This is a genomic window from Mesorhizobium sp. M0904 (genome assembly GCF_040319475.1).
Lineage (GTDB): Bacteria > Pseudomonadota > Alphaproteobacteria > Rhizobiales > Rhizobiaceae > Mesorhizobium.
On record NZ_JAMYOC010000005.1, the window covers coordinates 1 to 14,202 of the forward strand.

Genomic DNA, 14,202 nt, shown 5'->3' on the forward strand with positions numbered 1-14,202 from the left:
ATACGACCGATGTGCTCACACCTTCCTGTCGGCGATCGCCTTCGCTGCAGCCTTCATCTTCTGGATCAATGAGTCCTGACCCTAGCCAAAGTTTCGTGCGGCGGCTCTTGACTGGGAGCGCGGGCGGAATACGGTGAGGACAAATACCGGCTCTGGCCGCCGGGCGGCAAGAATGCCTCGTATGCCTCGCCTTGCGGCGGTGGCTGCGGGGCATTGTCATTTTGAGGCTTTGCTTGAAACGGCATATCGAGATCGGCATTCTCTATTCGCGGTCCGGCAACTACCGGCTGGTGTCCGAATCCTGCCGCGCGGGCGCGGTGAACGCCATCGCGGACGTCAATGCCGATCCCGCTGTCCCCTTCGAATTCGTCCCGGTCGAGCGCGACCCGCAGGGCAACATCGATCGGTATGCAAGCGGCTGCGCCGACATTCTCGCCAACAGTGGCGCGCGTCACATCATTGGCTGCGTCACCTCGTGGAGCCGCAAGGAGGTCATTCCAATCCTGGAAAGGGCAGGCGGCACGCTGTGGTACGCCTGCCCGTACGAAGGCTTCGAAGCCAACGAGCACGTCGTCTATACGCACGCCTGCCCCAATCAGCATCTCGTGCCGCTGCTTGCCTATGTCGTGCCTCGTTTCGGCGCCGACGGCTTCCTGCTCGGTTCCAACTACATCTGGGGTTGGGAGACCAACCGTGTGGCGCGCGACCTGATTGCGGACGCCGGCGGCAAGGTGCTGGGCGAACGCTATCTGCCGCTCGGCGAGGTCGACGTTGCGCGGCTGATCGCGGAGGTACAGGCGACGAGACCTGATTTCATTCTGAACAATCTCATCGGCCCTTCGTCCTATGCCTTTATCGCCGCCTATGCCGAGCTTGGCCGGCGCGACCCGCATTTCAGGCCGGAGCGTTGCCCGATCCTGTCCTGCAATCTCACGGAATGCGAATTGCCGGCGCTCAACGGGGCAGGCGATGGCCATCTTTCCGTTGGGCCCTATTTTCACGACATCTCGGGTGCGGATCGCGGAGCGGCTTCAGTGTCTTCCGTTATGCCTGCCTCATCCTTCGAGGCGGCGGCTTATGCCTCGGTGCGCACGCTCGCAGAGATACTCACCCGCAACCCCGGTGCACAATGGATGGACCTTCCCAAGGTCTTTGCCGGAACATCATTTCGAACGCCGCTGGGCGACATCGCCATCGACCCGCAAACCCAGCATGCTACGTTGCCGGTGCAGATCGGACGTATCGATGGAACATCGTTCAAAACGGTCACGCTGGCGAAGGGCGTGGCACCCGATCCCTACCTTTCCCGATATGACCGGACGGAGACGTTCGGGCGGCCACGCCTGCGGGTGGTATCATGAGCAAGATGGCGCGTATCCCGAACCTTGGAGGCGCCAGGGCTTTTGTCCTGCATCGTCCACATCCGACCGTGCAGGCGATCACAAGGCAATTGTCGGCCATCGGGCTTGAGGCGATTGGCTTCTGGCCGGAACTGCCGGCCGAAGCCTTGGCGGCGGACTTCGTCTTCTTCGACGTCGACCTCGGCTTTGACGAGCAATTTCCGTGGAAGCCGGGCGAGGCCCCGATGCCGCTTATAGCGCTGATCGGCTCCGAGGCGCCGGGGCGTGTCGAATGGGCACTGTCGCACAAGGCCGATGCCCAATTGCTGAAACCGGTCGGCAATGCCGGCGTCTATAGCGCGCTTTTGATCGCAAGGCAGAGTTTCGAGGCGCGCAAGCTTCTGGCCGGCGAGATCGCCTCGCTTCGTCAGCGGGTCGCGGAGCGCCAGACCATCGTACGCGCGGTGGAGGCCTTGTCGAAGGGTGCCGAGGACGGCCGTGCCTATGCGCAGCTCCGCTCGCTGGCGATGAGCTGGCAAATCAGCGTTGAGGAAGCCGCGCGCAGGATCGTGGCGATGACACAAGAAGAAGGCGACGATGACCAATCCGATCGCGCCTGAGCTTTCAGCCGCCGGGCGTATGCCAGCCAAGCCTCGCGCCGGCCTCTGGCGACGTCTGCTAAAACGGCCTCTCGCTTTGCTCGGCCTCGGGATTATTGCCCTTGTCTTGGCCGGCGCCATTCTTGCACCGTGGCTGACAGGCTACGATCCGAACGAGCAGATGTTCGACGGGCTCACGCTTGAAGGCGCGCCACTGCCGCCGGGAGCCCAGTTCTGGCTAGGCACCGACCTGCTTGGCCGCGACCTGCTGACCCGTCTCCTATTCGGCGCGCGCACGTCGCTGATCATCGGCATCGTCGCCAATGGCGTGGCGCTTCTGATCGGCACGCTGGTCGGCATCACCGCCGGCTATTTCCGCGGCTGGATCGGAAGCGCGCTTATGCGCTTCACTGATTTGATGATGGCTTTCCCGGCGCTGCTGCTCGCCATCTGCCTGGCGGCGGTGCTCCAGCCGAGCCTGTGGATCGTCGCCATGGTGATCGCATTGGTGAACTGGGTGCAGACCGCCCGCGTCATCTATACCGAGACAAGTTCGCTCTCCGAGCGCGAGTTCATCGATGCCGAGCGCACCATCGGCGCAAGCGCTCCACGTATCCTGTTTCGCCATATCCTGCCCCACCTTTTGCCGACGATCATCGTCTGGGGCACGCTCGGCATCTCGACGACGGTGCTTCTGGAAGCGACGCTCAGCTATCTCGGCATCGGCGTGCAACCGCCGACTGCTTCCTGGGGCAACATCATCTTCGAAAATCAAACCTATTTTCAGGCAGCGCCCTGGCTGGTTTTCTTTCCGGGTGCGGCGATCCTGGCGCTGGCGCTAGCCTTTAACCTGGTCGGCGATGCGCTGCGCGACATCCTCGATCCGACGCAAAGGGGGCGGGCATGATCGCCTATCTCGGCCGCCGCGTTGTCCAGTCGGTTCTCATCTTGCTCGGCGTCTCCCTGATCACCTTTGCGCTGCTCTATCTGCTGCCCGCCGATCCTGTCCGCCAGATCGCTGGCCGCAGCGCAACGCCCGAGACGGTCGAGAGCATCCGCCGGCAGCTCGGTCTCGACCAGCCCTTTGTCGTCCAGTACTGGCACTACCTGACCAGCCTTCTCAGCGGTGATCTGGGGCGCTCCTACATTCAGCGCTCGGAGGTCACGGAGCTTATCGTCTCGCGGCTGCCGGCAAGCCTGCTGCTGATGGTTGGTGCCATTGCTTGCGAAGTCATGATCGGGCTGACGATGGGCCTCATCGCCGCCATCAAGCGTGGCACCGCCACCGACCAGTCGCTGATGGTCGCCTCCTTCGTCGGCGTCTCGGCACCGCAGTTCGTCGTCGGCCTGCTGCTGCTTTATGTATTCGCGGTGCGGCTCGGCTGGTTCCCGATCGGCGGTTACGGCACCTGGCGTCATCTGGTGCTGCCGTCGCTGACCATGGGAATTCTTGGCGCCGGATGGTACGCCCGCATGATGCGCTCGTCGATGATCGACGTGCTGCGCCAGGATTACGTGCGTACCGCGCGTGCCAAGGGTCTTGCACGCAGCGCCATTATCTTCCGGCACGCGCTGCCCAACGCCATCCTGCCGGTCATCGCCATGATCGGCATCGACATCGGCATCTTCATGGGCGGCATCGTGGTTGTCGAAAGCGTGTTCGGCTGGCCAGGCATCGGCCAGCTAGCCTGGCAGGCCATTCAGCGCATCGACATTCCGATCATCATGGGAGTCACCCTGGTTTCGGCCTTTGCCATCGTGCTCGGCAATCTCCTGGCCGACACTGTCGCACCGTTCATCGATCCGCGCATCAAGCTCAGATGAAAACCAAAAAATCAGAGAAAGGGAACATGACATGAGAAAATATCTGATATCCACCGTGGCAGCATCGGCGCTTGCGCTGGTGCTTGGCATGACGAGCGTACGCGCCGAAGACATTGTCGATCCGAATGCCAAGCAGGGCGGCGCGATCACCATCACCTACAAGGACGACGTCGCCACGCTCGATCCGGCCATCGGCTATGACTGGCAGAACTGGTCGATGATCAAGAGCCTGTTCGACGGGCTGATGGACTACGAGCCGGGCACCACCAACCTGCGGCCCGACCTTGCCGAGAGCTACGAGATTGCGCCTGATGGCAAGACCTTCGCCTTCAAGCTGCGCCATGGAGTGAAATTCCACAACGGCCGCGAGATGACCGCCGACGACGTGAAATATTCGCTCGACCGGGTCACCAATCCAAAGACACAGAGCCCGGGTGCCGGCTTCTTCGGCTCGATCAAAGGCTATGACGATGTCGCTGCCGGCAAGGCGGAAAGCCTGGCCGGCATAACCGTCGTCGATCCCTACACGATCAAGTTCGAGCTGACCCGGCCCGACGCCACCTTCCTGCATGTCATGGCGATCAACTTCTCGCACGTCGTGCCGAAGGAAGAGGTCGAAAAATACGGCGCGGATTTCGGCAAGCATCCGGTCGGAACCGGCGCCTTCAAGCTCGCCGAATGGACGCTCGGCCAGCGCGTGGTCTTCGAGCGCAACCCGGATTACTGGCACAAGGGTGTGCCGCATCTCGACAAGATCACCTTTGAGATCGGCCAGGAGCCGATCGTGGCGCTGCTGCGGCTGCAGAAAGGCGAGATCGACGTTCCCGGCGACGGCATTCCCCCGGCGAAATTCCAGGAGGTGATGGCCGATCCCGAGCAGAAGGCCCGTGTCGTCGAGGGCGGCCAGTTGCACACCGGCTATATCACCATGAATACCACCATGGCGCCCTTCGACAATGTGAAGGTACGGCAGGCGGTCAACATGGCGATCAACAAGGACCGCATCGTCCAGCTGATCAACAACCGTGCGGTGCCGGCCAATCAGCCGTTGCCGCCGTCGATGCCTGGCTACGACAAGGAATTCAAGGGCTATCCCTATGACGTGAGCAAGGCCAAGGCTTTGCTTGCCGAGGCCGGGCATCCCGACGGATTTGACACGCAGTTGTTTGCCATGAACACCGATCCCAACCCGCGCATCGCGCAGGCCATTCAGCAGGATCTGGCGGCGGTCGGCATCAAGGCCAGTATCCAGTCGCTCGCGCAGGCCAACGTCATCGCCGCCGGCGGCGACAAGGCCGGTGCGCCGATGATCTGGTCCGGCGGCATGGCCTGGATCGCCGACTTCCCCGATCCGTCGAACTTCTACGGACCGATCCTCGGCTGCGCTGGTGCCGTCCCGGGCGGCTGGAACTGGTCGTGGTATTGCAACAAGGAGCTCGACGCCAAAGCAGCCGAAGCCGACTCCATCGTTGACCCGGCCAAGGCTGGCGAGCGCGCCAAGATGTGGAGTGAGATCTACGGCAAGATCATGGAAGACGCGCCTTGGGCACCGGTGTTCAACGAGCAGCGTTTCACCATGAAATCAGCCCGCATGGGTGGCGCCGACAACCTCTATGTCGACCCGGTCCACATCCCGATCAACTACGACAATGTGTATGTGACCGATGTGCAATAACTGCGACTACACCATCCACGGGCGCCACCATCATTTCGGCTGGGACAATTCCTTTGTCCCGGCCGAACGAGTGGCGCCAGGGTCGACGATCGAGTTCCAGTGCCTGGACTCGTCCGGCGGGCAGCTGACGATGGAGAGCACCGTCGACGACGTTGCTGTGCTCGATTTTGCCAAGGTGAACCCGGTCACTGGGCCGATCTATGTCGACGGGGCGGAGCCGGGCGACGCCCTGAAAATCACTATCGAGGCGTTCAAGCCGTCCGGCTTCGGGTGGACGGCAAATATCCCGGGATTCGGTCTGTTGGCGGATGACTTCACTCAACCGGCACTGAATATCTGGAAGTACGACGCCGCCTCGCTCGAGCCGGCGCTGTTCGGCAAGAGCGGCCGGGTGCCGCTCAAGCCCTTCGCCGGCACCATCGGCAATGCCCCGGCTGAGCCGGGTCTGCATTCGGTGGTCCCGCCGCGGCGCGTGGGCGGCAATCTGGACATACGCGATCTCGCTGCCGGCACGGTGCTCTACCTGCCCGTAGAGGTCGCGGGAGCGTTGTTCTCGGTCGGCGACACGCACGCCGCGCAAGGCGACGGCGAGGTCTGCGGCACGGCAATCGAGAGCCCCATGAATGCCGTGCTGACGCTCGATCTGGTCAAGGATGCCCGGCTGCGGACGCCGCGTTTCACAACGCCCGGTCCGGTGTCGCGGCATCTCGACGCCAAGGGCTATGAGGTGACAACCGGTATCGGGCCGGATCTGATGGATGGCGCCAGGAGCGCCGTCTCCCACATGATCGACCTGCTCTCCGGCCGCTACGGCATGGATCCGGTAGATGCCTATATGCTCGTCTCGGTTTGCGGTGACCTGCGCATCAGCGAGATCGTCGACATGCCCAACTGGGTGGTTTCGTTCTACTTCCCCCGCTGCGTCTTTGAATGAACGTGGAGGACATCAAACGATCCGGGCAGGCCGCCGCAAAGAGTGGCTCCATTAGGCCGGTACTCAGCGTCTCAGGTCTGAGCGTCGCCGTGCGTGGCGAGGAGGGCGAGCGCGACGTCGTTTCCGACCTGACATTCGGCCTGATGCGCGGCGAAACGCTTTGCATCGCCGGCGAGTCCGGTTCCGGCAAGTCGATGACGGCGCTGGCCATCATGGGCTTGCTGCCGCAGCCGGCGGCACGCATCAGATCAGGCTCCATCCGGCTCGGCGATCAGGATCTCGCGGCTCTCAGCGAGAGCGGCATGCGCCGCATCCGCGGCAACCGTATTGCAATGATCTTTCAGGAACCGATGACATCGCTCAATCCGGTTCTGTCCATCGGCCGTCAGCTCACGGAGGCGATCGAGGCACACACCTCGCTGCCGCGCTCCGACTCGCGGCTGAGGGCGCTCGAGGCGCTGAAGGCAGTCCGAATTCCGGATGCCGGACGGCGGCTCGAGCACTATCCGCACGAACTCTCAGGCGGCATGCGTCAGCGCGTGATGATTGCCATGGCTCTGGCCCTGAACCCGGATGTGCTGATCGCCGATGAGCCGACGACCGCCCTCGACGTCACGGTTCAGGGCGAGGTGCTGGAGCTGCTGCGCGACCTGCAGCGCGAGCACGGCACCAGTGTTATCCTGATCACGCACGACATGGGCGTCGTCGCCGAGATGGCGGACCGCGTCATTGTCATGCGCGACGGCCGGATGGTCGAGCAGGGCAGGGCGGCTGACATCTACAATCGCCCGCAGGCCGACTATACGCGCGAGCTTCTGGCCGCCGTGCCGCGTATCGGCGGCGGACGGATGGCCGAAGACCGACAAGATGCCGCCAACATGCCGGCCGAGCTTGTACATGTCGGCGATCTTCACGTCCGCTTCGACCTGCGTGGCGGCTTCTTCGGCCGCGTTGACCGCAGGGTGCACGCGGTCGAAGGCGTCAGTTTCTCGATCGCGCCGCACGAAACCCTGTCGCTGGTCGGCGAATCGGGCTGCGGCAAGTCGACGACGGCCAAGGCGATCGCCGGGCTGGTGCCCTACATCGGCAGCATTTCAATCGGCGGCCAGGACTTGTCGGCACTCAGCCGAAAGGAGCGCAAGGCTGTCCGCCGCAATGTGCAGATGATCTTTCAGGATCCCTTCGCGTCCCTCGACCCGCGTATGCGAGTAGGCGATCTCGTCGCCGAGCCTCTGCTGATCCACGGCCTTGGCGACAGAGAGCAACGGCGTGCCCAGATCGCCGCCCTATTCGAACGCGTCGGCCTCTCCGCTGACCAGATGGAGCGCTATCCCCACGAATTCTCCGGCGGGCAGCGCCAGCGAATCTGTATTGCAAGGGCGCTGGCGCTGCGACCGAAGCTGATCATTGCCGACGAGAGCGTCTCTGCTCTCGACGTGTCGGTGCAAGCGCGCGTGTTAAGATTGCTGAAGGAACTGCAGCGCGAATTTGGCGTCGCATATCTCTTCATCTCGCACGACATGGCGGTGGTAGAAAACATCTCGGATCGCGTGGCGGTAATGTATCTGGGGCAGATCGTCGAGATGGGCACCCGCGACCAGATCTTCTCCAACCCGTGCCATCCTTACACAAAGCGGCTGATCGAAGCCGTTCCGGTTCCCGATCCAGGCCGCCGGCGCGCCCGGTTCGCCCGCTTGGACAGCGAAATTCCAAGCGCTGTGCGGCGCATCGGTGACGAGCCCCGGAAGCTCAAGCTTGAAGATGTTGGCGACGGCCACCTCGTCGCCACTTGAGCGAGCTTAGGCTACCTCGTCCAGCCAATCCGCAGAGGCTCGGGGACAGCAGCCTATGTGATGCTCAGACGCGGGAAATGATCGGCGATGGCGCTGCCGCGGCAGCGCCAGTCGGCGATGCCGATCGCCAGTTTACATCTGACATGTTAGTGTGCTAACACTACGTGCACATTGATTTCAACGGAGTTCGTATTGGCTTTCCGCTTTGGTCTTTCGGTTGCCCTAACCACACCCTTCGACCCGTCGGGGCAGATAGCGCTCGCGCCGATGATCGCGCATGCCCGAGCCTGCCTTGGCGCCGGCTGCAGCAGTGTGACGCTGTTCGGCACCACCGGCGAAGGTGCCTCGGTCGGCACCGACGAGCGGCGGATCGTGATCGAGGCCATGCTGGCGGCCGGTATTCCGGCACATCAGCTCGTTACCGGCGTGCTGGTCGATGCAGCCGAAGATGCCGCCGATCAGGCCCGGCACGCTTTGCAGCGCGGCGTTCGCAACATTCTGCTGGCTCCGCCGAGCTACTTCAAGAATGTCGGCGAGGACGGGCTGTTCGGATGGTTTTCCGCCGTCTTCGCCGCACTCGGTCCGCTGGCGCGCGACGTGCTCCTCTATAACATCCCCTCAGTCACCATGGTGCCGCTCCCGCTTGGGCTGATCGGCCGGCTGCGCACCGCTTTTCCCGCCGCGGTGGCCGGGGTGAAGGATTCCGGTGGGGACTGGAGCTACAGTGAGGCGCTGCTTGAAGCGCACGGCGATCTGGTGATCCTCATCGGCGACGAACGGCATCTGGCGAGAAGCGTGCGCCGCGGCGGACAGGGCGCGATTTCCGGCATGGCTAATTTTGTTACCGGCGAAATCCGGGCAATGGTCGAAAACGGGGGCGACGACCCACGCGTCGAAGACTTCGTGCTCGAATTGCTCAAATACCCGGTCACGCCGGCGGTGAAGGTCATGGTCGCGCGCAAGACCGGCGACGAGCGCTGGCTGGCGGTCCGCCCGCCCCTAGAGGCGATCGATCCGCAGGGACAGCGGCAGCTTGCCGCTGCCTACGACCGGCTGTTTGCGACAGAGGCGGCCTGACCGACAAGGCCGGGCTGACCGACAAGGAAGCGAGCTGAAGTGGAAGACGGCAGCGAACCGATCACTCTCCGGGAGAAGGCCTATGCCAGCTTCACGCGGCATTTGCTGGCCCGCGATCTGCGGCCGGGGCAGTTCGTGTCACAGCGCGAACTGGTCGCTTTCACCGGGCTGCCGCTGGGTGCCATTCGCGAGATCGTCCCGCGTCTCGAGGCCGAGGGACTGCTGACCACCATCCCGCAGCGCGGCATGCAGATCGCGCATATCGATATCAATCTGATCCGCGAGGCGTTTCAGTTTCGGTTGTTCATGGAACGCGAGGCAGTGGCGCTATTCACGACCAGCGCTTCTGATGCCGAACTTGCCCGCATGCGGCGCGAACATGAAGAGATGCTGGCTCAAGCTCTCGGGCAGGCGCCGACGCCGGAAATGGAAGGCAAGGCCCAGAACATCGACTGGGCGATGCACGACACCTTCATCAATGCGCTCGGCAACGAGATTATCGCCAAGGCCTATCTGGTCAACTCGGTGAAAATCCGGCTGATCCACCAGGAGCGTTTCCGCATCGACGGTCGTGTGGTGCCGGTGATGCGCGAACATTTGGCGGTCATCGAAGCCATGGAGAGCCGCAATCCGCAAAAAGCGGTTGAAGCGATCAGTCTGCATATCGACAATGCGCGCCGGCTGGCGCTCCAGATCTGAGGAAATATAGCCGCGCCGCGGTTCGCGGCGCATCCACAACGACAGTAACCGGGAGGAAGAAATGTCGTCCAATCTGTTCAACCCAACCAGGAGGCAACTCCTTGCCGGAACCGCGGCGCTAACCGCGGCCGGTCTTGTGGGGCTTCGCCCCGGCTTTGCCGCAGGCGTTGACTGGAAACGCTTTGCCGGGACGACGCTTGACGTCAATCTGGTGAAAAGCCCGCGCAGCGACACCATCCTGAAATATCTCGCCGAGTTCGAGGAACTGACCGGCATCAAGGTCAATGCCGAGGCAACGCCCGAGCAGCAGCAGCGCCAGAAGACGGTGATCGAGTTGAGCTCGGGCAAGCCGAGCTTCGACGTCGTGCATCTGAGCTACCACGTGCAGAAGCGCCAGTTCGAGAAGGGTGGCTGGCTGGCCGATATCGCCGGCTATCTCGCCGATCCGTCGCTCACCGACCCGGCGCTGGTCGAAAGCGACTTCGCCGAAGCCGGCATGCTGTTTGCCAAGGACGGCCAGGGCGTGCTGCGCTCGCTACCGTTCTCGGTGGACTACTGGATCCTGTATTGGAACAAGGAGCTGTTCGAGGCCAAGGGCCTCAAATACCCAGAGACCTTCGAGCAACTGGTGGCAGCCGCCGAAGCGCTGACCGACCCCTCGACCAATACATACGGCTTCGTCGCCCGCGGGCTCAAGAACGCAAACACGCCGGTGTGGACGTCGCTGATGCTCGGCTACGACATGACGCCGCTAGATGACAAGGGCAAGCTGCGCACCGAGGCTCCCGAGGCGATCGAGGCTGCCGCGCTCTATCAAAGATTGATGACCAAGTCCGCCCCTCCGGGCGTTACCGGGTTCAACTGGGCCGAAGCACAGTCGGCCTTCCTGCAGGGCAAGATCGGCATGTGGCTCGACGGCGTGGGTTTTGCCCCGCCGATGGAAAATCCGGAAAAATCGAGGGTGGTCGGCAAGGTCGGTTATGGCGTGATGCCCAAGGGTCCCAAGGCGCATGCCTCGGGCACCTTCGGCGACGGGATTGGCGTTGCCGCCGCCAGCGAGAAGAAGGAGGCTGCCTATCTGTTCTGCCAGTGGGCGGTATCGCCAACCATGGGTGCACGGCTGTTGCAGGCCGGCGCCGGCGTTCCGTTCCGCAAATCCGTGCTGGAGGATCCCAAGGTGCGCGAAGGCGTTACCATGCCGGCAAGCTGGCTTGATGCCGTGGTCGGCTCGGGCAATATCAGTCGGCTGGCACTGCCGGTCATCATCCCGGTCACGGAATTCCGCGACATCTATGGCGTGGCGCTGACCAACATGATTGCCGGCGCCGATCCCGCCGCGGAGCTGAAGAAGGCCACCGAACAGTTCCAGCCGGTTCTCGACAGGAGCGAGCAGGGCTGATGTCGGCCGCCACCCCAGAACAGACCGGGGTGACGATGCCGGTTATCGACGGGAGCCAGACGATCCGGCTGGCTCCCAACTACTGGCCTTTCGTTGTCCCCGCACTTGTCGTCGTCGGCGCCGTCATCGTTTTCCCCTGGGCTTTCACCCTGTGGATGAGCGTCAATCGCTGGACGCTCGGCCAGTCGCGGAGCTTTGCCGGGATGGAAAACTATCTCCGCCTGGCCAGCGACCCACGTTTCTGGGAATCCCTTGTTCATACGTTGACCTACACCTTCCTCTCGGTTGCAGCGCCGATGCTGCTGGGCACTCTGGCCGCCCTGATCTTCGATGCCCGGTTTCCGCTGCGCGGCTTGCTGCGCGGCGTCTTCGTCATGCCGATGATGGCGACACCCGTTGCCGTCGCACTGGTTTGGACAATGATGTTCCATCCTCAGCTTGGCGTGCTCAACTACCTGCTGTCGCTGGTCGGCATCCCGGCTCAGGAATGGATATTCAACGCCAACACGGTCATCCCGTCGCTGGTTGCGGTCGAGACCTGGCAGTGGACGCCGCTGGTCATGCTGATCGTGCTTGGCGGGCTGGCCTCGGTGCCGCGCGAGCCCTTCGAAAGCGCCGAGATCGACGGCGCCAATGCCTGGCAGCAATTCCGCTATCTCACTCTGCCGATGATCGCGCCGTTCCTGATGATCGCGGTCATCATCCGCACCATCGATGCGCTGAAGAGCTTCGACATCATCTACGCGATGACCCAGGGCGGGCCGGGAACGGCGTCGGAGACCATCAACATCTATCTCTACAACACCGCCTTCTCCTACTACGATATCGGCTACGGCTCGGCCATGGCCGTGGTGTTCTTCATTGTCATCGTGGCCCTGTCGTTTGTCCTGCTGATGCTGCGCCAACGCTCGCAGTGGATCGATACGGAGGGCAAATAGATGAGTTCACGGCTGCTCAACCAGATCGGTCTGTTTTTCGCTGCCCTGGTTTTCGTCTCGCCGGCGATCCTGTTCTTCCTCTGGATGATCTCGCTGTCGCTGAAATTCGAGATCGACAACGGTGCCTATCCGCCGATCCTGATCCCCGAACGCTTCGCCTGGTCGAACTATGTAAAGGTGTTCGAGGAGAACAATTTCCTGCTCTATCTCTGGAATTCGGTTCTGGTGACCGGCACGGCGACCTTGCTGGCGCTGCTGATCGGCGTACCGGCCGGCTATGGCATCGCACGGCTCAAGGCTGAACGATCGGCGGTCGTCATCATGATCGCCCGCATGACGCCTGGGCTATCCTATCTCATCCCGCTGTTTCTGCTGTTCCAATGGATCGGGATACTCGGCACGCTGTGGCCGCAGATCATCATCCATCTGGTGGTGACGGTGCCGATCGTGGTGTGGGTGATGATCGGCTATTTCGAGACCACGCCGATGGAACTGGAAGAGGCGGCCAACATCGACGGCGCCAGCTCCTGGCAGGTTTTCCGGCTGGTTGCCCTGCCCATCGCCAAGCCGGGCATCGTCGTCGCCTTCATCCTGTCCGTGATCTTCTCGTGGAACAATTTCGTCTTCGGCGTGGTGCTCGCCAGCCGTGAGACGCGCACACTCCCGGTCGCCGTCTACAACATGCTGTCCTACGAGCAGGTCAGCTGGGGGCCGCTCGCCGCGGCGGCGCTGGTGGTGACGTTGCCGGTGCTGATCCTGACCATGTTCGCGCAAAGGCAGATCGTCGCGGGGCTGACCGCCGGCGCCGTCAAGGGTGGCTGAGGGGCGCCCAGACATCACTCTTTTTCCAGGAAATTTCCAATGGCATCGGTAACGATCAACAACGTGCAGAAGGCCTTCGGGGCCACCAAGATCATTCACGACGTCAGCGTCGATATCGCCGACGGCGAATTCGTCATCCTGGTCGGCCCGTCGGGATGCGGAAAATCGACGCTGCTGCGCATGATCGCAGGCCTTGAAACGATCTCCGGCGGGAAGATCGCCATCGGCGAGCGTATGGTCAACAATCTGCGGGCACGGGACAGGAACATCGCCATGGTGTTCCAGAATTATGCGCTCTATCCGCATATGACTGTGGCCGACAATATGGGCTTTGCCCTCAAGATCAAGAGAGCCGATCCGGCCGACACCGCTGGCCGGGTCCGGAAGGCAGCCGGCATTCTTGGCCTGGAAAAGTTGCTTGACCGCTATCCGCGCCAGCTTTCTGGCGGCCAGCGCCAGCGCGTCGCCATGGGCCGCGCGATCGTACGCGACCCACAGGTCTTCCTGTTCGACGAGCCGCTCTCCAACCTCGATGCCAAATTGCGCGTCCAGATGCGCGGCGAAATCAAGGCCCTGCACCAGCGGCTGGGTACCACGACGATCTATGTCACGCACGACCAGATCGAGGCCATGACGATGGCCGACAAGATCGTCGTGCTGCATGACGGCCTGGTCGAGCAGATCGGCGCGCCGCTGGACCTCTACGACCATCCGGCCAACCTCTTCGTTGCCGGTTTCATCGGCTCGCCCGCCATGAACTTCATCGCCGGCCGCATCGAGGAGGGCGTGTTCCGCAGCGCCGGCGGGTTGGTCCTGCCGTTGCCGGAAGGCGCCCAGCCGGCGGATGCCGCAGGACGCGAACTCGTCTACGGCATTCGTCCGGAACATATCCGGGCGACGGGGCAAGGCGTGCCGGGCACGATCACGCTTCTCGAGGCGACAGGCTCGGAAATCTTCACCAGGGTCGACTGCTCCGGTGAAGAAATCTCCTGCCTGTTCCGAGAAAGGCTTGCGCTCAAGCAAGGCGAAGGAGTGCGGATCGAGATTGACCGCGCATGTGCGCATCTGTTCGACGCAGCAACCGGTCGGCGCATCTGACCCG

Annotated in this window: 13 protein-coding genes; all 13 read left to right on the forward strand. The window is 62.8% G+C overall.

Translation table 11 applies throughout. The features are described 5' to 3' along the window. Positions 1-233 precede the first annotated feature (233 nt). The 13 genes from NKH80_RS06995 to NKH80_RS07055 all read left to right on the forward strand — a co-directional run bounded on the left by NKH80_RS06995 (position 234) and on the right by NKH80_RS07055 (position 14,198). Complete coding sequence (locus NKH80_RS06995; RefSeq protein WP_352990474.1) at positions 234-1,361, forward strand: transporter substrate-binding protein; 1,128 nt, start codon at positions 234-236, stop codon at positions 1,359-1,361. Further along, complete coding sequence (locus NKH80_RS07000; protein WP_352476692.1) at positions 1,358-1,960, forward strand: ANTAR domain-containing response regulator; 603 nt, start codon at positions 1,358-1,360, stop codon at positions 1,958-1,960. Before NKH80_RS06995 ends, NKH80_RS07000 begins: the two co-directional genes overlap by 4 nt. A 19-nt stretch (positions 1,961-1,979) precedes the next feature. Next, positions 1,980-2,846 carry an ABC transporter permease gene (locus NKH80_RS07005; protein WP_352476783.1) on the forward strand — a complete coding sequence of 289 codons (867 nt, stop codon included), beginning with the start codon at positions 1,980-1,982 and terminating at the stop codon, positions 2,844-2,846. After that, a complete protein-coding gene (locus NKH80_RS07010; protein WP_352688931.1) occupies positions 2,843-3,763 on the forward strand; it encodes an ABC transporter permease in 921 nt (306 codons plus the stop codon). Before NKH80_RS07005 ends, NKH80_RS07010 begins: the two co-directional genes overlap by 4 nt. A 31-nt stretch (positions 3,764-3,794) precedes the next feature. Beyond that, a complete protein-coding gene (locus tag NKH80_RS07015; protein ID WP_352990477.1) occupies positions 3,795-5,438 on the forward strand; it encodes an ABC transporter substrate-binding protein in 1,644 nt (547 codons plus the stop codon). After that, positions 5,428-6,372, forward strand: coding sequence for an acetamidase/formamidase family protein (locus NKH80_RS07020; protein WP_352990480.1), 945 nt, complete (start codon positions 5,428-5,430; stop codon positions 6,370-6,372). Before NKH80_RS07015 ends, NKH80_RS07020 begins: the two co-directional genes overlap by 11 nt. Then, the gene (locus NKH80_RS07025) at positions 6,369-8,165 is read left to right on the forward strand and encodes an ABC transporter ATP-binding protein (RefSeq protein ID WP_352990482.1); all 1,797 of its coding nucleotides are present in this window, start codon (positions 6,369-6,371) and stop codon (positions 8,163-8,165) included. The genes NKH80_RS07020 and NKH80_RS07025 overlap by 4 nt, the downstream gene beginning before the upstream one ends. Before the next feature lie 192 nt (positions 8,166-8,357). Then, on the forward strand, positions 8,358-9,242 hold the full coding sequence (locus tag NKH80_RS07030) for a dihydrodipicolinate synthase family protein (protein ID WP_352990485.1): 885 nt from the start codon (positions 8,358-8,360) through the stop codon (positions 9,240-9,242). Positions 9,243-9,281: 39 nt separating this feature from the next. Further along, positions 9,282-9,941, forward strand: a complete 660-nt coding sequence (locus tag NKH80_RS07035; RefSeq protein ID WP_352990488.1) for a GntR family transcriptional regulator — start codon at positions 9,282-9,284, stop codon at positions 9,939-9,941. Between the two features lie 61 nt (positions 9,942-10,002). Next, on the forward strand, positions 10,003-11,340 hold the full coding sequence (locus tag NKH80_RS07040; RefSeq protein ID WP_352990491.1) for an ABC transporter substrate-binding protein: 1,338 nt from the start codon (positions 10,003-10,005) through the stop codon (positions 11,338-11,340). Between the two features lie 35 nt (positions 11,341-11,375). Continuing rightward, positions 11,376-12,278 (forward strand): carbohydrate ABC transporter permease, encoded by a 903-nt coding sequence (locus tag NKH80_RS07045; RefSeq protein ID WP_245274609.1) that lies wholly within the window; start codon positions 11,376-11,378, stop codon positions 12,276-12,278. Next, complete coding sequence (locus tag NKH80_RS07050; protein WP_023674179.1) at positions 12,279-13,100, forward strand: carbohydrate ABC transporter permease; 822 nt, start codon at positions 12,279-12,281, stop codon at positions 13,098-13,100. 39 nt (positions 13,101-13,139) lie between these two features. After that, on the forward strand, positions 13,140-14,198 hold the full coding sequence (locus tag NKH80_RS07055; protein ID WP_352990494.1) for an ABC transporter ATP-binding protein: 1,059 nt from the start codon (positions 13,140-13,142) through the stop codon (positions 14,196-14,198). Positions 14,199-14,202 lie beyond the last annotated feature (4 nt).

What these genes read in the sequence shown, in the direction of transcription:
- NKH80_RS07000 (WP_352476692.1), top strand. Translation starts at nt 1,358, where the DNA reads ATGAGCAAGATGGCGCGTATCCCGAACCTTGGAGGCGCCAGGGCTTTT.
- NKH80_RS07005 (WP_352476783.1), top strand. Translation starts at nt 1,980, where the DNA reads ATGCCAGCCAAGCCTCGCGCCGGCCTCTGGCGACGTCTGCTAAAACGG.
- NKH80_RS07010 (WP_352688931.1), top strand. Translation starts at nt 2,843, where the DNA reads ATGATCGCCTATCTCGGCCGCCGCGTTGTCCAGTCGGTTCTCATCTTG.
- NKH80_RS07015 (WP_352990477.1), top strand. Translation starts at nt 3,795, where the DNA reads ATGAGAAAATATCTGATATCCACCGTGGCAGCATCGGCGCTTGCGCTG.
- NKH80_RS07020 (WP_352990480.1), top strand. Translation starts at nt 5,428, where the DNA reads ATGTGCAATAACTGCGACTACACCATCCACGGGCGCCACCATCATTTC.
- NKH80_RS07025 (WP_352990482.1), top strand. Translation starts at nt 6,369, where the DNA reads ATGAACGTGGAGGACATCAAACGATCCGGGCAGGCCGCCGCAAAGAGT.
- NKH80_RS07040 (WP_352990491.1), top strand. Translation starts at nt 10,003, where the DNA reads ATGTCGTCCAATCTGTTCAACCCAACCAGGAGGCAACTCCTTGCCGGA.
- NKH80_RS07045 (WP_245274609.1), top strand. Translation starts at nt 11,376, where the DNA reads ATGCCGGTTATCGACGGGAGCCAGACGATCCGGCTGGCTCCCAACTAC.
- NKH80_RS07050 (WP_023674179.1), top strand. Translation starts at nt 12,279, where the DNA reads ATGAGTTCACGGCTGCTCAACCAGATCGGTCTGTTTTTCGCTGCCCTG.
- NKH80_RS07055 (WP_352990494.1), top strand. Translation starts at nt 13,140, where the DNA reads ATGGCATCGGTAACGATCAACAACGTGCAGAAGGCCTTCGGGGCCACC.